Source organism: Acinetobacter tibetensis (genome assembly GCF_023824315.1).
GTDB classification, from domain to species: domain Bacteria; phylum Pseudomonadota; class Gammaproteobacteria; order Pseudomonadales; family Moraxellaceae; genus Acinetobacter; species Acinetobacter tibetensis.
This window is the reverse complement of sequence record NZ_CP098732.1, coordinates 213,237-230,976: the sequence shown is the minus strand read 5'-3', so window position 1 is coordinate 230,976 and position 17,740 is coordinate 213,237. Positions and strand designations below refer to the sequence as shown.

At 42.4% G+C, this 17,740-nt stretch carries 16 protein-coding genes and 2 tRNA genes; 8 read left to right on the top strand and 10 right to left on the bottom strand.

From position 1 onward, the window contains the following. Positions 1-98: 98 nt before the first annotated feature. Entirely contained in the window at positions 99-743 is a 645-nt protein-coding gene (locus M5E07_RS01075) for a hypothetical protein (protein WP_252221181.1), read from the bottom strand. A gap of 77 nt (positions 744-820) precedes the next feature. Then, positions 821-3,187 (bottom strand): Tex family protein, encoded by a 2,367-nt coding sequence (locus tag M5E07_RS01070; protein WP_252221179.1) that lies wholly within the window; start codon positions 3,185-3,187, stop codon positions 821-823. Between the two features lie 337 nt (positions 3,188-3,524). Between M5E07_RS01070 and ompR the strand changes: the two genes are divergently transcribed. The 3 genes from ompR to scpC all read left to right on the top strand — a co-directional run bounded on the left by ompR (position 3,525) and on the right by scpC (position 7,969). Then, a complete protein-coding gene (ompR, locus tag M5E07_RS01065; RefSeq protein ID WP_116759040.1) occupies positions 3,525-4,289 on the top strand; it encodes an osmolarity response regulator transcription factor OmpR in 765 nt (254 codons plus the stop codon). A 268-nt stretch (positions 4,290-4,557) separates the two neighbouring features. Further along, positions 4,558-6,018, top strand: a complete 1,461-nt coding sequence (locus M5E07_RS01060; protein WP_116759041.1) for an ATP-binding protein — start codon at positions 4,558-4,560, stop codon at positions 6,016-6,018. 433 nt (positions 6,019-6,451) lie between these two features. Further along, the gene (gene scpC / locus M5E07_RS01055; protein ID WP_116759042.1) at positions 6,452-7,969 is read left to right on the top strand and encodes a succinyl-CoA:acetate CoA-transferase ScpC; all 1,518 of its coding nucleotides are present in this window, start codon (positions 6,452-6,454) and stop codon (positions 7,967-7,969) included. A 76-nt stretch (positions 7,970-8,045) separates the two neighbouring features. On the opposite strand, the gene M5E07_RS01050 is transcribed toward scpC, so the two are convergent. The 5 genes from M5E07_RS01050 to M5E07_RS01030 form a co-directional block, all read right to left on the bottom strand. Further along, the gene (locus M5E07_RS01050; protein ID WP_252221176.1) at positions 8,046-8,558 is read right to left on the bottom strand and encodes a hypothetical protein; all 513 of its coding nucleotides are present in this window, start codon (positions 8,556-8,558) and stop codon (positions 8,046-8,048) included. Positions 8,559-8,643: 85 nt separating this feature from the next. After that, positions 8,644-9,396, bottom strand: coding sequence for a class I SAM-dependent methyltransferase (locus tag M5E07_RS01045; protein WP_252221174.1), 753 nt, complete (start codon positions 9,394-9,396; stop codon positions 8,644-8,646). Between the two features lie 111 nt (positions 9,397-9,507). After that, a tRNA-Phe gene (locus M5E07_RS01040) sits at positions 9,508-9,583 on the bottom strand. A gap of 138 nt (positions 9,584-9,721) precedes the next feature. Beyond that, a tRNA-Phe gene (locus M5E07_RS01035) sits at positions 9,722-9,797 on the bottom strand. Between the two features lie 219 nt (positions 9,798-10,016). Beyond that, positions 10,017-10,400, bottom strand: a complete 384-nt coding sequence (locus M5E07_RS01030) for a GNAT family N-acetyltransferase (RefSeq protein ID WP_116759045.1) — start codon at positions 10,398-10,400, stop codon at positions 10,017-10,019. Positions 10,401-10,496: 96 nt separating this feature from the next. Here M5E07_RS01030 and hisB point away from each other — a divergent pair, with 96 nt between their 5' ends. The 4 genes from hisB (at position 10,497) to hisA (ending at position 13,257) form a co-directional block, all read left to right on the top strand. Beyond that, complete coding sequence (gene hisB, locus M5E07_RS01025; protein WP_252221172.1) at positions 10,497-11,090, top strand: imidazoleglycerol-phosphate dehydratase HisB; 594 nt, start codon at positions 10,497-10,499, stop codon at positions 11,088-11,090. Next, a complete protein-coding gene (gene hisH / locus M5E07_RS01020) occupies positions 11,090-11,707 on the top strand; it encodes an imidazole glycerol phosphate synthase subunit HisH (protein WP_252221169.1) in 618 nt (205 codons plus the stop codon). Before hisB ends, hisH begins: the two co-directional genes overlap by 1 nt. 100 nt (positions 11,708-11,807) lie before the next feature. Then, the gene (locus M5E07_RS01015) at positions 11,808-12,440 is read left to right on the top strand and encodes a 3'-5' exonuclease (protein WP_252221167.1); all 633 of its coding nucleotides are present in this window, start codon (positions 11,808-11,810) and stop codon (positions 12,438-12,440) included. An 85-nt stretch (positions 12,441-12,525) separates the two neighbouring features. Then, positions 12,526-13,257 (top strand): 1-(5-phosphoribosyl)-5-[(5-phosphoribosylamino)methylideneamino]imidazole-4-carboxamide isomerase, encoded by a 732-nt coding sequence (gene hisA / locus M5E07_RS01010; RefSeq protein ID WP_131264697.1) that lies wholly within the window; start codon positions 12,526-12,528, stop codon positions 13,255-13,257. 74 nt (positions 13,258-13,331) lie between these two features. On the opposite strand, the gene M5E07_RS01005 is transcribed toward hisA, so the two are convergent. Beyond that, complete coding sequence (locus M5E07_RS01005) at positions 13,332-13,880, bottom strand: helix-turn-helix domain-containing protein (RefSeq protein WP_252221166.1); 549 nt, start codon at positions 13,878-13,880, stop codon at positions 13,332-13,334. Between the two features lie 97 nt (positions 13,881-13,977). Here M5E07_RS01005 and M5E07_RS01000 point away from each other — a divergent pair, with 97 nt between their 5' ends. Further along, a complete protein-coding gene (locus M5E07_RS01000) occupies positions 13,978-14,877 on the top strand; it encodes a DMT family transporter (RefSeq protein ID WP_252223638.1) in 900 nt (299 codons plus the stop codon). Between the two features lie 60 nt (positions 14,878-14,937). Here M5E07_RS01000 and M5E07_RS00995 read toward each other — a convergent pair whose 3' ends face one another. Further along, positions 14,938-16,350 (bottom strand): NAD(P)/FAD-dependent oxidoreductase, encoded by a 1,413-nt coding sequence (locus M5E07_RS00995; protein ID WP_252221165.1) that lies wholly within the window; start codon positions 16,348-16,350, stop codon positions 14,938-14,940. Between the two features lie 39 nt (positions 16,351-16,389). Continuing rightward, entirely contained in the window at positions 16,390-17,721 is a 1,332-nt protein-coding gene (locus M5E07_RS00990) for an APC family permease (protein ID WP_252221160.1), read from the bottom strand. Positions 17,722-17,740: the final 19 nt, after the last annotated feature.

Genomic DNA, 17,740 nt, shown 5'->3' with positions numbered 1-17,740 from the left:
AATATAGGTGGTACAAAATTTTATAGATTTGGAAAGTTGGATAAGATACGAAAATGCTTAAGTACTTTGATCTTTATTAGATAATTTTCATCTTAAATTTATAAAATATAGCCTATCCAAACATTATCGGTTTCAACAACATAATAGTCAGAACTATTAAATTTTTTTATCTCTCGGTATTTAGTGATCACATTACTCGTAAACCATCTTGTTGAATCTTCATACTCTTTATTTGATACATAGTCAGTTAAGCTACCAATCCAATCCATTTCGTACAGTGTTATCTCTTTTTTCTTTTCCCAGTTAAATTTATTTATAATATCTTGCACATCCTGCCATTCATCTACACTTAATATTGAGTCGCCTAAATGGGTATCTTCAAAAACATTATGATAATTTTCAAGCTTTTCACCAATTGCACAAACAATTTGTGACCGCTTTAAATCATTTTCAAATAACCATATCCTTAAATAATAAGGCTGACCTAAGAAATCTAATTGCTCTTTCCATGACATGTATATTTGTAGCAACCCACCAAAAAATAATTCCTTATATATACCTTGAGGTTGTGGATACTGACTATTTGTTAGAGATAACCTATCCCATGGGCTAACCCAAAACTTTACATATTCACACTGATATTGCTTTAAATATGCAATATCAAGGACAAGATGATCACCAATCCACTCTTTAATTTTTCTAATTCGTCTTTTTTCTCCACGGATTTTTTTATATTTAATCATTACTTATCCTATTATTTCTACATAAAAAAGAAGCCTATCGAGATAGACTTCTTTAATCAATTTTTTAATTTAGCAGTTTATTTAGAGCCTTTAATCCCTGCTTGTAATAACAATGCACCCAAACCACCAATCTTGTTCTCTTGTGGTTTATGGGCTTGCGGCTTTTGACCACCTTGACGCTGTGGACGCTCACCTTGTGGACGCACCTGCTGTGGGCGTTTACCTTGTGGCTTACGCTCACCACGCTGCTCTTGATTTTGCTCACGACGTGGTGGACGCGGTGCTTTCGCTGGAGCTTCAGAACCTTCTGGACGCATCGACAAGTTCACACGGTTACGCTCTGCATCGACTTGTAATACACGCACCTGAACAATTTGACCAGGTTTCACTACTTTGTGCGGATCAGAAACAAACTCATTCGCCAATTCAGAAATGTGTACCAAACCGTCTTGATGTACACCCACATCAACGAAAGCGCCGAAGTTGGTCACATTGGTCACGACACCTTCAAGCTGCATTCCTTCAGTGAGTTGCGCAACTTCTGTAATGTCTTCACGGAATTTAGCGGTACGGAATTCTGGACGTGGGTCACGGCCTGGTTTTTCCAATTCGCTTAAAACGTCTTGAATGGTTGGCAAACCAAACTGTTCATCAGCAAAATCTTCTGCCTTAATTTGACGAATAATTTCGCTGTTGCCAATTAAGTCTTTCACAGTGGTCGCTTTGGCAGTCACCATTTTTTCGACCAAGCCATAGCTTTCAGGGTGCACCGCAGAGGCATCTAGTGGTTCGCTACCATTTTGAATACGTAAGAAACCTGCCGCTTGTTCAAAAGTACGATCGCCTAAACGAGGCACTTTTTTCAGGTCTTGACGGTTGTCGAAACGACCATTTTCTTTACGGAATTCCACGATTTGCTGTGCAATCGCTTTATTCAAACCTGCGATATAACCCAAAATTGCAGCAGAAGCGGTGTTTACATCAACACCAACGGCGTTCACACAGTCTTCAACCACAGCATCTAGGGTTTTGGCTAAACCTGTTTGGTTTACGTCATGTTGGTATTGACCGACGCCAATCGATTTTGGATCAATTTTGACTAATTCAGCCAATGGATCTTGTAAGCGACGCGCAATTGAAACCGCACCACGAATCGACACATCCAACTCTGGCAATTCAGCCGAAGCCAATTCAGATGCAGAATAAACCGATGCGCCTGCTTCACTCACCGTCACACGGGTAACCTTAAGTTCAGGGTGTTGCGCCATCATTTCTGCAACGACAGCTTCTGTTTCACGGCTTGCTGTACCATTGCCAATCGCGATTAAATCGACATTGAACTCTTGGCACAAACGCGCTAATTCAGCGATTGAACCCGCTTTATCTTCTTTCGGTGCAAATGGGTAAATGGTGCTATGTGCAACCACATCACCAGATTCATTCACCACAGCCAATTTCACCCCTGTACGAATACCAGGATCTACCCCAAGGGTACAACGGCTGCCTGCTGGTGCAGAAAGCAATAAGTGACGTAGGTTTTCAGCAAATACTTGCATCGCTTCAGCTTCGGCATTCAAACGCTTTTCAGTCAATAATGAATGTTCGATGCTTGGACGCACTTTACCTAACCAAAACAGTTTCGCAGTTTGCTTTAAAAAGTCTTGACGTGCTTGTGGCTGAACCTGATCTAAATTGTATTCAACTTCAATACGAGCCAAAGGTGCAGCATCTTCGCCATCGATCTTTAAGCCCAAAACATTTTCTTGGCGACCACGTAACATCGCCAATAAACGATGTGAAGGGACTTTGTTTAGGTTTTCAGAGAAATCAAAATAATCGCGGAATTTCTTACCGACTTCTTTTTTCTCTTCACTTGCCACCAAGCTTTTCAGTACTGCTGTTTTAGCAAAAGTGGTTTTTAACTCTGTAGTTAAAGCAATATTTTGTGCCCAGTCATCAATCAGAATGTGCTGGATCGCGTCAAGTTGGCTTTCCAAATCTGGGTATTCTTCATGACTAAAACCAGCCAAAGCTTCACTTGGTTCAACTGCATCTTGAAAGATTTTTTCTGCAATTGGACCCAAGCCCGCTTCTTTCGCTTTAAATGATTTACTGGTGCGCTTTGGACGGTAGGGCGCGTAAATTTCTTCTAAAGCATTTTTGGTTTCAGCAGCTTTTACACGTGCCAATAAATCATCTGACAATTTATTTTGTTCTTTCAATGATTCAATGACTTTTTCGCGACGCTCGTATAAATCTCTTAAATAAGCTAAACGTGTATCAAGCTGACGTAATTGAATGTCGTCTAAACCTTGCGTCACTTCTTTACGGTAACGTGCGATAAATGGAACGCTTGCGCCTTCATCGATTAGTTTAATCGCAGCTTCAACCTGATTTGAACGTACGGCAAGCTCTGTTGCCAACTGCTGAACTAAGTCAGTCATCGTGTTTGATCCCACAAGGATAAGTTCTAAAAGCCATGATTATAAAGACCAAGACCATAAAATCCACAACTGTTTTATTAAATTTCATTCTGATTGAATTTGCCAATTTTCGATTTTTTCACCATTCGCACACTTTTTTTGCATATTCAGGCAAAGAACTACAGTAAATCAGGCGTTAATCCGCTATTTTAGATGTATATATTTGGTATCTATGTCTTGATTTTATCTGCGATATTTGTTGCTTTAGAACATAGCAAATCGATATAAATGAATCGTATACTCCTAATGATCTCTCGACCCCGTATACGATGACAATAAAGAATAAGGAGCACACATCATGAGTTTAGTTGTACCTGCAGAACATGGCGATGTTGTACATGCAGAAACTGATCGCGTTGAACGCATTCTCGTCGTAGATGATGATGTGCGTTTACGGACACTGTTACAGCGCTTCTTGGAAGATAAAGGTTTCGTGGTGAAAACAGCGCACGATGCCACCCAAATGGATCGCTTACTCCAACGCGAACTATTTTCCCTCATCGTGCTCGATTTTATGCTTCCTGTGGAAGATGGCTTAAGTATTTGTCGTCGTTTGCGCCACTCAAATATTGATACGCCGATTATTATGCTGACCGCTCGAGGTAGCGATTCAGACCGTATTGCGGGTTTAGAAGCGGGTGCCGATGATTATTTACCTAAGCCATTTAATCCGAATGAATTGTTAGCCCGTATTCGTGCGGTATTACGTCGTCAAGTGCGTGAAGTGCCTGGCGCACCAAGTCAGCAAATGGAAGTGGTGAGTTTTGGTCCATGGTCTTTAGACCTCTCCACACGCACCCTCACTCGTGAAGGTCAAGTGGTCACACTGACTACGGGTGAATTTGCTGTACTTAAGGCCCTCGTACAACATCCGCGCGAACCTCTCACTCGTGACAAATTAATGAATTTAGCGCGTGGACGTGAATGGGGTGCCATGGAACGTTCAATTGACGTACAAGTCTCACGTTTACGTCGTCTAATTGAAGAAAACCCAGCCCGTGCCCGTTATATCCAAACGGTTTGGGGCGTCGGTTATGTTTTTGTTCCAGATGGCGCTGAATAATTAAAACTCAACGAAATTCTTAAACCATGTTTAAGATATTTCGTGACATCACCATTCGCAAGCTCGAGGCAGGAGATTTTAAATAAAAATGTTTCTGCGAGAATTCAGGTGAATGCTTGTATCTGTCGAGTTTTGCGAATGGAAATGATTTTGCCTACTTTTGCCAAAACAAAAGTAGGTCGAACCGAAGGTTAAAACTGGAATTTAAATTAATCACAGTAAGACCCTGCAAAAACTTCACCCTGTTCTTAAATTATGGGGAATTACCGTGAAATTAGATCCGATCAACCCACAAGAATTTACCGATTTTGTTAGCTACTCAGAAAAGAAGCGCACTTCTTCGGAACGTTTTTTCGATAAAATTAAGCCACGTTCGGCCGCCATGCGCACCACAGTACTGGTGTTGTTTATAGTGTTCTTTAGCTTATTCATGTCGTTATGGTTCTTCTGGAAAACCCTGTATTTACCTGAAATTCAACAACATGCAAGATTTCTTGCCGTTGAACTGGAAATGATCAATAACCCGCGCTTAAAGATTTATCATGACGATGTGCAACTGGATATTGATGAATGGCTCAAACAGCGCGTTGGTGTGGAATATGTCACCGATCCTAATGAATATCCAAGTGTCAAAGATAAGCTAATAGCCGATTTCTTTACCAATCGGATTGAACATCAGCTCGCCAAAGAGTTGAAAATTAAAGACGTCACCGTTTATTTCCAGTTTAAGCCCAGCCCCAGAATTTGGGTGCAAACCCCAGAAATGAATGGACACTGGGTTCGTGAACCGCTGAAAACCTATGCCAACTATAGCCCTGAATTAATTCTTGGTTGGTTACTGGGCATCCCACTCATTTCCGCTGTCATTATTTTAACGCTGGTTCGTCAGTTGAACCGTCCATTGCGTCGTTTGCAAAATGCTGCCAACAGCTACAGTAAAACAGGCACTGCACCGTACTTAGAAACCAATCATGGTCCACAAGAAATTCGTGAGGTGAATCAGGCATTTAATCATATGATTTACACGCTAGATCAGACAGAACGAGATCGTCGTATTATGCTGGCGGGTATTTCACATGACTTACGCACACCTCTCACACGTATTCGCCTCAGTGCAGAAATGATGCCAGATGATGACTTCCTGAAAGAAGGTCTGATTTATGATGTGGAAGATATGGATGCCATTTTGAATCAGTTTATTTCCTTTATGCGCGATGGCTCAGATGAAGTCCTACAAGCCACGGATATCAATAATTTATTGCAGGAATTGGTCATTCAATTTAAACCTCTTGATGTTCGCTTTAGCCCGCAAGAGCTGCCCTTAATTCAAGCGCGTAGTCTGTCACTGAAACGCTTAATTGGTAATTTAATTAATAACTCCAAACGGTACGGCGCCGAGCCTGTCGAGTTATCTGCACGGGTGGAAGGCGAGCATATTTTAATTAGTGTTGCCGATCATGGTGAAGGCATTCCAGAAGATCAAATTGAAGACCTCATGCAACCATTCGTGCGAGGCAATGCCGCACGCACAGTTCAAGGCAGTGGCTTAGGACTGGCGATTGTGAAACGTATTGTAGATATTCATCAAGGCAAACTCCTGATTCACAATCGAGAGCAAGGTGGGCTCGAAGCCATTATCTTACTGCCGTTACCGAAAGAAGAACCTGAAGAGCAGGTCATCATCAATCCAATTGAAAAATTAAAACAAAGTATTAGCGAACACTTCTAATTTCTTCGCTTATCCTGCAATGGTGAAAGCCGTATTTCTAAACTATGGACTTTCACCTTTTAGCAATTGATAGCTTTACCCATCCCCTTCTGATCAATCCTTCAACAAGAATTGAGTGAAATTTCTAGCTTATTTAAAATGATTTGCTCCACTTTTTAATCTAAATTTTTCTGTATCGTGATGATTGTGCTCCTTAAAACATGCCATTTGTAACAAATTTTGCGCCAATTTTGATCAATAACCGTACAGTCAGTATTAAAAACAACCGAATAGTTATGACATATCCCTCATAAAATCAATTGATTAAAAATTATCAAAATTTGTTATACCCGCATTTTTCTAAAAAATTAGACCTTAGCCTAACAGGTATGCAAAATGCGTTTTCTGATGGGTACAATCCCTATCAGTTTCAAAATTCCAACGAGAGTAAACCATGTCATTAGATCGCATTCGTTTAGCTTCACTACACGACAAAGTCATCAGCGCAGAACAAGCTGCGGAATTCATCCAAGACGGTATGACCGTAGGTATGAGTGGCTTTACCCGTGCTGGCGAAGCAAAAGCTGTTCCATTGGCTTTAGTAAAACGTGCTCACACGAACCCATTAAAAATCACGTTAATTACGGGTGCGAGTCTAGGGAATGACCTTGACAAACAATTGACAGAAGCGGGTGTTTTAGCACGTCGCCTTCCATTCCAAGTCGACAACACTTTACGTAAAGCCATCAACAATGGTGAAGTCATGTTCATTGACCAACACTTGTCTGAAACTGTTGAACAAATGCGTAACCTTCAGTTGAAAAAGCCAGATGTAGCGATCATTGAAGCAGTTGCGATCACTGAAGATGGTGGCATTATTCCAACAACATCTGTGGGTAACTCTGCAAGCTTTGCAATTTTTGCTGAAAAAGTAATTATTGAAATTAACACCAATTTAAGCCCAGCATTTGAAGGCTTACACGACATTTATATTCCAACGTATCGCCCAACACGCCAACCAATTCCATTGACTCAAGTGGATGAGCGTATTGGTACAACTGCGATCAACATCGATCCATCTAAAATTGTCGGTATCGTATTTAACAGCGAACTACACGACTCTCCGTCAACAGTAACTGCTCCAGACGATGAGACACAATCAATCGCGAACCACTTAATCGCATTCTTCGAAAAAGAAGTGGCTGAAGAACGTTTACCGAAGAACTTAGGCCCGCTTCAAGCAGGTATCGGTTCAATCGCAAACGCAGTATTGACAGGTTTGAAAGATTCAAACTTCGAAGACTTGATCATGTATTCAGAAGTTCTTCAAGATTGTACGTTTGAATTGATCGATGCAGGTAAAATGATTTTTGCATCAGGTTCTTCAATTACCCTTTCTGCAAAATATGGCGAGAAAGTATTTAACAACCTTGAAGCGTATAAAGATAAATTGGTGCTTCGTCCGCAAGAAATTTCGAATCATCCAGAACTTGTACGTCGTTTAGGTATTATCGGCATCAACACTGCACTTGAGTTTGATATTTACGGTAACGTGAACTCAACGCATGTTTGCGGTACGAAAATGATGAACGGTATCGGTGGTTCAGGTGACTTCGCACGTAATGCACACTTGGCAATCTTCGTGACCAAATCAATTGCAAAAGGTGGCGACATTTCTTCAATTGTTCCATTTGCATCACACGTTGACCATGCAGAACACGACGTAGACATCCTTGTAACTGAACAAGGTCTGGCAGATCTTCGTGGTTTAGCGCCACGTGAGCGTGCTCGTGCGATTATCGACAACTGTGCACACCCACTTTACCGCGATGCACTAAACGACTACTTTGATCGTTCATGTGCAAAAGGTGGTCATACTCCTCACTTACTTCGTGAAGCGTTGTCTTGGCACTCTAACTTCGAAGAAACAGGTCACATGCTTGCACCTCAAGCACAAGCAAAATCTGCTTAATTTGATCTGTCATTAAAAACGCCCCAATCGGGGCGTTTTTTATATGGGTTGCATCTAAAATTTAAGCCATGACAGTTTAATGTGGCGTCAATAAAAACATTTTTATTAACCCATCGACATTCATCTGTTGCTCGATTGTCCCAATTGAAACCACGCCCAAATTCAACTGAATTTGAGGCACTGGCTGTAGGTGTTGGATAGGGCTATTCGGATTTACGACAGGATCAATCATGCGATATAAGCCCAGTCTAGGATCCTCCGACTGTAATCCATCGGCAATTGAATAGACCTGCAATAAAATGGGTAAAGGTAAATCAAAAGTTGGAATGCGTTCAGGAGGTAAAATTTCTTGTGAAACTCGTGCCGTGTCCATCAATGCCCATTGCTGCGGTGCAGCTTCAAGTTTCATCAGATAATGTTCAAAAATTTGTTGTCTCACATCATCAGGTTGGGATTGAATATCCCCAGTTTGAAGACGTAAATCTTGCTCTGTCAGCACGGAAAGATCAGATAGGCCATTGGCATAGCCATGACTCATCAACAATACACTCAAAGCCAGTGCATTGAATATTTTGGGAGAGAAATACATGGCAAAATATCCATTTAAATTTCTACTTCTCTTATTTTAAAACTCGGCGAATAATTAAACAGTTGTTTCCACGTAAAACGCTCATTCAGGCAAGTTCAGCAGCAGATTGACACCCTACCCGTAACAAGACAGGAAAAATCAACTTCACACGTGGATTTCCCTGTGCTGCCAAGCACTGTCGTATATTCTGCAATGGATCTTGCTGGTGTTGTCGCTGATAGTGCTGTACGCCTGACCATGTCGCTAAATACTGCAACAGTTGCATACTGCTCCATGTGTAGCCTAAGGCTAAGGCAGGAACAGCCAACTCCTGAAAAGGAAAGGGAATGGTTTGGTAATGCTCATCAATATAACGCCGCTCTGGATCCCAATAACCTTGTAGCGTTTTGAAATAGAGCTGCTGTAACACATGCTGTAATTCGACATCCTGCAATTGAATCAGACCATAGCCAATCACGGCAAGCACGCCTTTTGGTTTCAGTACACGCTTTACCTCGGCATAGAAGGTCGTAAAATCGAACCAGTGAATGGCTTGCGCCACACAAACCAAATCAACTGATGCAGATGCACAAGGGCTGTGTTCCGCTGTGGCTTGTAAATAACGCACATTCGCAAATACAGGAGCCTGCTGGAGTTGCTGCTCGCTCAAGTCTGTCGCGAGCACCTGCGCAAAATGAGGCGCAAGTAACTGGGTGAATTGCCCCGAACCTGCCCCACAATCCCAAGCCAATGCTCGTTCGGGCACATAAGCCAAAATAGCATCAAGAATTTCTGTCGAATATTGAGGACGTGCTTGTTGATACAATTCACTATTTGCAGAAAATAAATCCTTGACCATGCCCCCTCACTCCCTGCCATTTTTATTTTAAACTTAGTCATGATTGTACAGAGCACAACTTTTCTTTGCGCATAAAAAAACCCTCAAACAATGTTTGAGGGTTTTTGAATATGGTGGCGAGACCCAGGATCGAACTGGGGACACACGGATTTTCAATCCGTTGCTCTACCTACTGAGCTATCACGCCGATGCCGTGTATTAAGCCTCATCTCAGTTGATTAGTCAATCCTAATCCATAATTTTTTGATCAATCGGATATTTTTCAGCCAAAAAAAATCCCTGATGGGATCAGGGATTGAAAACACAAATTCGGTTTTAAAATATATGGTGGCGAGACCCAGGATCGAACTGGGGACACACGGATTTTCAATCCGTTGCTCTACCTACTGAGCTATCACGCCGATGGGGCGTATTAAAGCGTTTTAAGATAAAAGCGTCAAGCACATTTTTACAAATTTTGTGTCAAATGATGGGTTTTTCAGCAAATTTTGAGTTGTTGCCATAAAACACCCCATTCTCATGCATAATTTAGGCTTGCATATAAAAAGGCAGCACTAATGCTGCCTTTTTATTCAATTCATACAGGTGCAATGCCATTACTGCTCCATGATTAATTCTGTTTAGCCAGGTAATTTATTTAAATGAGCCAAACAACGGTGAATGGCTCCACAGCCCGGTTCAAATATTTTCACCCCTTTGGCTTCTTCCATTCGGCATACTTCCGCCACCAAGCGTTCTGCAACGCCACGACCACGATTCGCAGGATGCACCACAATATACTCCAGCGTCTTACTTTCACCCTGCCCTGTACACCAAATCGCACCTATCACTTTAGTATTAAATTCTGCGGTGTAAACTAGGGTATACTGAGCTAAGTTTTGTTCAAGTTGTTCAATGGCATCTTGCCCATCGCCAAATTCTGGGCTGGTGTCATACAGTCGCTCAAGCTGGCTGCGCATTTCTTCATTTTCTAGTGAAGTATAAGCATGTACGGTAATAGGCATTGATAAACCCTCCTGAGCAATCTAATATGCGGTGATTTCGTCACGGCGAAAAACATTTTACATCAATCATTTTTGACGTTTTTGAGGAACGTGTCTATGACAGAACGTATCAGTGAAGTGGTAAGAAATACCAACGAAACCAAAATTCGAGTACGCTTAAATCTCGATGGTACAGGTCAAGGCACTTTAAACACTGGAGTTCCTTTTTTAGACCATATGATTGATCAAATCAAGCGCCATGGACTATTTGATATTGATATTCATTGTGATGGCGACTTAGAAATTGATGATCACCACACGGTAGAAGACTGTGGTATCACGCTTGGACAAGCATTTGCTAAAGCATTGGGCGATAAAAAAGGCCTGCGTCGTTATGGACATTTTTATGCGCCACTGGATGAATCTTTAAGCCGTGCTGTAGTCGACCTGTCTGGTCGTCCGGGTTTATTTATGGATATTCCATTCACTCGTGCCATGATTGGTCGTTTTGATGTCGATTTATTTTCTGAATTCTTCCAAGGTTTCGTCAATCATGCCCTTGTAACTGTGCACATTGACAACCTCAAAGGCAAAAATAGCCACCATCAAATTGAAAGTGTGTTCAAAGCCTTTGCTCGTGCATTACGTATGGCATGTGAGGTTGATCCTCGCGCTGCCAATACTATTGCGTCAACCAAAGGTAGTTTGTAATGACCCGTATTGCACTTCTTGATTATGGCATGGGCAATTTGCACTCGGCGGCAAAAGCGTTAGAACATGTCGGAGCGACTGTTGATGTCACCAATGATCCGAAACTGATTGCTCAAGCAGATAAAATTGTATTCCCGGGTGTCGGTGCGATGCGTGACTGTATACAAGGCATGCATGAAGCAGGGATTGATGAAGTGGTGCGTCAAGCCGCATTTAACAAACCTGTTTTAGCCATTTGCGTAGGTATGCAGGCACTGATGCAGCACTCTGAAGAAAATGATGGCACGGATGCGCTGGGTATTTTTGAAGGTGCCGTCAAACACTTCCCAGACATGGATGGCTTAAAAGTGCCACACATGGGCTGGAATCAAGTGCATCAGGCCGATCCAAGCCATCCAATGTGGAACAACATTGAACAAGATGCGCGTTTCTACTTCGTACATAGCTTCTATGTCGAACCCAAAGACAGCAAGATTGTGGCTGCGACCTGTGATTATGGCATTCAATTCTGCTCGGCCATTCATCAAGAAAATCTATTCGCGACACAGTTCCATCCAGAAAAGAGTCATACGGCTGGACTACAATTACTGAAAAACTTTGTGGAATGGGATATTTAACCCCCTATTCAGCATCTACACTTAAAGCCTAGTTGACCTAGGCTTTATTTTTACCAGATGATAGTGCCTAGCTCCTTGCCGAATTACATGGCTATCGCCTATGACCTTGCATTCACTTTCCCCCCTCCCAAGCAAAGAACAAATTCAACAATTGCCTGTTTTTCAAAATTTGGCACCCGAGCAGATTCAACTGATTTCCAAGCTAGAACAATGTCACGCCCTGCAAGATGAACTCTTTTCCGCCCCTTTATTTGGCTTTGATTCCGAATCTAAACCCACCTTTCGTAAAGGTGAAGTTGCAACAGGACCGCATGTAATTCAATTGGCAACCGCCGATCAGGCGTATGTTTTCCAAATTAGCCCCGCCATTTTGGACTTTTTAACCCCAATTTTTGAAAATCCTGAACAACTTAAAGTTGGCTTTGGTTTAAAAAATGATGCGCATCTGTTTCGTAAAAAAGGCATTCATTTCAATCAGGTGCTTGATCTTGCCAAAGCTTTTACTGCATTTGGCATCACCACTCCCGTAGGCGTTAAAAATGCGATGGCATTACTGTTTCAGGTCAATTTTCCAAAAAGTAAAAGTGTCAGCACCTCGAACTGGAGTAAATTTCCTTTAAGCGCGGCACAAATCCAATATGCGGCTGCCGATGCCTATGCCCCTGTGCTGATTTATCAAGAATTACAACGTTTAGGCATTAGTTTGCCTGCTGCACAACATAGAACGAAATAAAAGCAACATCTTGCTTAGATATTTGCCAATACTTTGCTAAGATTGCGGCGAATAAATTCTATAAGATCGGGTAAGGAGCGAAAGCATGCTGATCATCCCTGCAATTGACCTGAAAGATGGCAAATGTGTCCGTTTAAAACAAGGCCGTATGGAAGACGATACCGTATTTTCTGATGACCCTGTGGCAACTGCACAGCATTGGGTTAATGAAGGCGCACGTCGCTTGCATTTGGTCGATTTAAACGGTGCTTTTGCGGGTACCCCGATTCATAAACCTGTGGTTGAAGCGATTGCCAAAGCACAACCGGAGCTGCCAATTCAAATTGGTGGTGGTATTCGTTCACTGGAAACCATTGAACACTACCTTGATGCAGGCGTGTCATTTGTGATTATTGGCACCAAAGCGGTGCAAGAGCCTGAATTTGTCGAAGAAGCCTGTAAGAAATTTGCGGGTCATATCATTGTTGGTATTGATGCCATCAATGGCATGGTCGCAACCGATGGTTGGGCTAATGTCACAGATGTGAAAGCCACTGATCTGGCAAAACGTTTTGCAGATGCTGGCGTATCGAGCATTGTGTATACCGATATTGCCCGTGATGGCATGATGCAAGGTGTAAACGTGGAGCAAACCGTTCATTTGGCACAATACTCAGGCTTGCCTGTGATTGCGTCTGGTGGTGTGACCAATTTAGATGACGTACGTAACTTAAAAGGTCAACCAGGTATTCTGGGTGCCATTACAGGTCGTGCCATTTACGAAGGTTCATTGAACTTACGTGAAGCACAGCTATTATTGGATCAGCAAGCGCTTTAAATCCAAGCACTAAAAAAGAGGTCAAATGACCTCTTTTTTAGTGCTGAAGATTAAATTCAGCCTATGTGCTTACTTTAGTAAATCGCATTACGAATAAATTTAAGCGGAACTGAAGCATGATTGATATAACGGTAATCAATAGTACTGGCATACACGATTGATTCGCCTGCATGCAACACTTTCACCTCACCTGCCAAATCTAAGGTGAGCTCTCCTTCAATCACATACAACATCTCACGATAGCCTTCTGGGTCGGGTTCGGCACAATATTGTTCATTGGGTGCCAAAGTCCACGTCCAGAGCTCTACCTTTTTGCTGGCAGATGCGGAAGCCAAAAGTATTGCTTCACTTTGGGCTTGTGTTCCTTGCCATGCTAACGCATTCACAACCGCTTGGCCGTGTTGTTCAGGCGCAGCAATCATCTGGGCAAAATCCACCTCAAGTACATCAGCAATTAAGCTCAGTTTTGCCAGACTAATATTGTCTTGTCCAGTTTCCACCCCTGCCACCATGCGCCGACTTAAACCTGCCAAATCTGCCAATTGCTGTTGACTTAAGCCTTTTAGATTACGGTAATGGCGAACATTTTGACTCACATATTGTAAAACCGCAGGATGCTTCATATTGGCATTTCAAGAAAAATTTGAGCAATATATTGCACAAAAAATAAAAGCATGACAAGCTATGTGCAATATACTGCACACAACTCCAATGATCGCTATGTTCAATGCACGTTTTGGCTCCAATGCTCCTGTGATTGCCCTGATACTTATTACTTTTATTTGGGGCGGTACATTTTTGACCGTGAAATATGCCCTTAATTTTAGTTCACCAATGTTTTTTGTGGGTTGCCGTTTTGCCTGTGCAGCAACCATTATTGGTTTGCTCTCTTTTAGGCAACTCAAACACATTACCGCGCAAGACTTATTCGCAGGTTGTATTATCGGCTGTATGCTCACCATCGGTTATGGTACGCAAACTGTGGGTTTACAAACCATTAGTAGCAGTGAATCGGCATTTTTAACCGCATTGTATGTGCCTTTAGTCCCTGTATTGTTGTGGTTAATTTTCCGTAAAGCCCCACATTTTATGATCTGGATTGGCGCATTTTGTGCGTTTATAGGCTTGGTTTTATTGACGGGGAATGGTTTCCATGCAATTACTTTAAATTTTGGTCAGGTGGTGACTTTACTCGGTGCAATTGGAATCGCATTGGAAATTATTCTGATTGGTTATTTTGCCCCAAAAGTAAATTTAGGTCGGGTAACAGTCATTCAACTGGCGGTGGCTTCTTTACTGGCCTTTGCCTCAATGCCGTTGGTAGGTGAACATAGCATTCCCAGCTTTTCATGGCCTTTGCTCAGTATCGCGATGGGTTTGGGTCTCGCCAGTGCCTTGATTCAGTACGTCATGAATTGGGCACAACGTTCGGTAGATCCATCGCAAGCGGCCATTATTTATGCAGGCGAACCCGTTTGGGCAGCACTTTTTGGACGCCTTGCAGGTGAACGCTTGGCACCATTGGCTTTATTGGGCGGTGTATTGGTGGTTTTTGGTATCCTCATCAGTGAATGGAAACCCAAACGCTTGAAAGCCAAAAAAGAAATTGAGCAGCTCTAATGACATAAAAGAATGAAGTCGACTGCTGCCCTCAATCGACTTCATCATCACGCGATCTATTTAGAATGACACCATTTTTCCTGGATTCATCATGGCGCCAATGCCATACATACTTTTCGCAATCGGAATTACAATCGGTGCCAATGCACGCCCCATGGGAATATTCATGTGTTGAATTTTGGTCAGCATTTCAAAATCATCTGACAGCCCCAAGAAATCATCGGCAATGGCTTTCCCAATTCGTACCGTTTGCGCGACGCCATGCCCACTCCAACCCTGTACCGCGTAAATCGGAAATTGATTGCCAAATTTACGACTGTCAGTAGCCCCATTCACGGTTAAATCGGTGGTTCCACTCCAAACAAAATCAAGCTCGACCTGTTTAAGTTGCGGAAATACATGTTGAATACGCCCTAACAAATAATCATGTGTTTGCTGTGCATCCCAACATGAGCCTGTGCCTTCTCCCCCAAACAATAAGCGGTTTTTTGATACACCACGGTAATAGTCAATCTGGAACTGTGTGTCATAGACAGGGAGATCCGTCGGGAGCAATGCTTTTAAATCAAGCTCTAGTGGCGCTGTGGTACACACATAGGTATAAAACGGAATAGTGGTTTGTTTGTCTTCTTCTAGTAACTTAAACGACGCATGATGTACCGCCATGACCACACTTTTCCGCGCTTTAATGACCCCATTGGCGGTGGTGACATAAATACCATCGGCACGTTCTTGTATGCATTGCACTTCAGTTTGCTCATAAATTTTGCCACCATTTTGACAAAAGCCATACGCCAAACCACGAGTCAAGGCTAAGGGATGAATATGCCCCCCGAGGTGATCCAATAAACCACCGAAATAATGTTCGGAAGCGACATGTTCACGCAATTCATCCTGATTTAAGAGCGACGTATGGGTTTCTTGCAAATACTCACGTGCTTGCATTCCTGCGCGCAAAGCATCTAAATGCCCCGGATGTACCGCAGCCGTAATGTGACCGCGTTTGCGTTGCAATTCCAACTCATATTTGTCACAAATACCGTCAATTAAGGACATGGCTTCTGTGGACGTGAAATGCCATAACCTTTTAGCATCTTCAAAACTAAAGTGCTCCACCATGGTTTCAGCTTCCCAACGTGCCAAACCGGGAGTCAGTTGTCCCCCATTACGTCCAGATGCAGCACTGCCGATACGGTTTTTTTCGACCAGTACAGTGTCTACACCTTGCTCTGCCAAATGCAAAGCTGTGGATGTTCCCAATAATCCCCCACCAATAACTAAAACATCACAGACCATATCGGCATCTAAAGGCGCAAATTCATGCCATACTTTTAATGAACTTTCATAGTAATTTGCAGGATGACTAAACTCGCCCCGCTTCGGATTAAGCCAATTCCACTCTTTACCACTGTGTAAAGCATGACTGGCCTTATACTCCACGTCATTTTCAAATATTGGTTTATTTATCTTCATGTCATTCACACTCTCATTTACTTTATTTTCATGTCAGGCCTAATAGGCATTTTCAATCACAATGTTTTGTCTTTTCAGTCTTTTATAGATAAATAATGCGATACCAACAGCCAACCAAGAACATCCAAACATCAAGGCATTACGCTCTAGATTCACCCAAAGTCCAATCATGACCGTCACCGATAAAAGCGGCAGAATCAGGTTGAAAAATTTGTTCTTCAACCCTTGTGTTTGTTTGTCGCGCAAATAGAATTTTGCAAAGACCGAGAAATTCACTGCGGTAAAGGCAATTAAAGCGCCAAAACTAATCATGCTCACCACTGTCGCCAACTCTAGGAAAATGGCCGCCAGTGAAATCAATCCAATGGTCAATACGGCATACAACGGTGTGCCTAATTTAGTATGTAACTGCCCAAATGTTGCTTTAGGGAAAATACCATCCTTCGCCATGATATGAATTAAGCGTGAAGCACTGGCATGGGTCGCCAAACCTGAAGCAAAAGTATTCATGATTTGAGCGCATAAGAAGACTGCTTGAAATAAGGCTCCACCGACATACAGTACGATTTCAGGCAAGGCTTCATCTGGCTTGTTAAAGCGAACATTGCTTGGGAAATACAATTGAATAAACCATGAAGCTGTGAAGAAGATGGCACCTCCCACCAATGTGGTGAGCAACACCGCACGTGGAATATTCTTTTTCGGATCTTTGGTTTCATGTGCCAATGTAGTCACGGCGTCGAAACCCAAAAATGAAAAACACAGAATAGATGCACCTGCAATCAAAGGCAGAACCGTGGTATCTCCGTTAAATAAAGGAGCCAAGGTCAATACATGGGCATAACCTTGTTCTGAACCCACGCCCTGAATAACCAAATAAATAAACACCACCATGAGCAACAGCGGCATCAATACAAAAAGCAGACTTAAATTTGCCAAGAAATTAATGCGGAAGCAGTTAATCAGCGTCACGATGCCAGTGAACAAAGCGACCCAAACCCAATACGGCACACTTGGAATCACAGCTTCTAAATAAATGCCTGCCAGTAAAGCATTCACCAAAGGCAGCAAAATATAATCCAGCAATGAACACCAACCCACAAAGAAACCTGCTTTTGCTCCGCATGACTGGGCAGTGTAATTATAAGCTGAACCCGAATCTTCACTGATTCGACTGAAACGTGCGTAACTAAACGCAGTTAAAAGCATCGCAAATAGCGCCAAAATATAGGCGAGTGGCACTCGACCTTCGGTCACCTCCGAGACGATACCAAAAGTATCGAATACCACCATAGGGGTCATGTACGCTACACCAATCATAATGACTTGCCACAAGGACAACGATTTTAAAGAAACTTCTGTTCTTTTCATTTAAATGCCATTTACATAT

What these genes read in the sequence shown, in the direction of transcription:
- M5E07_RS01005 (WP_252221166.1), bottom strand. Translation starts at nt 13,880, where the DNA reads ATGAAGCATCCTGCGGTTTTACAATATGTGAGTCAAAATGTTCGCCAT.
- scpC (WP_116759042.1), top strand. Translation starts at nt 6,452, where the DNA reads ATGTCATTAGATCGCATTCGTTTAGCTTCACTACACGACAAAGTCATC.
- M5E07_RS01000 (WP_252223638.1), top strand. Translation starts at nt 13,978, where the DNA reads ATGTTCAATGCACGTTTTGGCTCCAATGCTCCTGTGATTGCCCTGATA.
- M5E07_RS00990 (WP_252221160.1), bottom strand. Translation starts at nt 17,721, where the DNA reads ATGAAAAGAACAGAAGTTTCTTTAAAATCGTTGTCCTTGTGGCAAGTC.
- M5E07_RS01030 (WP_116759045.1), bottom strand. Translation starts at nt 10,400, where the DNA reads ATGCCTATTACCGTACATGCTTATACTTCACTAGAAAATGAAGAAATG.
- hisA (WP_131264697.1), top strand. Translation starts at nt 12,526, where the DNA reads ATGCTGATCATCCCTGCAATTGACCTGAAAGATGGCAAATGTGTCCGT.
- M5E07_RS00995 (WP_252221165.1), bottom strand. Translation starts at nt 16,350, where the DNA reads ATGAAGATAAATAAACCAATATTTGAAAATGACGTGGAGTATAAGGCC.
- M5E07_RS01070 (WP_252221179.1), bottom strand. Translation starts at nt 3,187, where the DNA reads ATGACTGACTTAGTTCAGCAGTTGGCAACAGAGCTTGCCGTACGTTCA.
- M5E07_RS01045 (WP_252221174.1), bottom strand. Translation starts at nt 9,396, where the DNA reads ATGGTCAAGGATTTATTTTCTGCAAATAGTGAATTGTATCAACAAGCA.
- hisB (WP_252221172.1), top strand. Translation starts at nt 10,497, where the DNA reads ATGACAGAACGTATCAGTGAAGTGGTAAGAAATACCAACGAAACCAAA.
- M5E07_RS01075 (WP_252221181.1), bottom strand. Translation starts at nt 743, where the DNA reads ATGATTAAATATAAAAAAATCCGTGGAGAAAAAAGACGAATTAGAAAA.
- M5E07_RS01015 (WP_252221167.1), top strand. Translation starts at nt 11,808, where the DNA reads ATGACCTTGCATTCACTTTCCCCCCTCCCAAGCAAAGAACAAATTCAA.
- ompR (WP_116759040.1), top strand. Translation starts at nt 3,525, where the DNA reads ATGAGTTTAGTTGTACCTGCAGAACATGGCGATGTTGTACATGCAGAA.
- M5E07_RS01050 (WP_252221176.1), bottom strand. Translation starts at nt 8,558, where the DNA reads ATGTATTTCTCTCCCAAAATATTCAATGCACTGGCTTTGAGTGTATTG.
- hisH (WP_252221169.1), top strand. Translation starts at nt 11,090, where the DNA reads ATGACCCGTATTGCACTTCTTGATTATGGCATGGGCAATTTGCACTCG.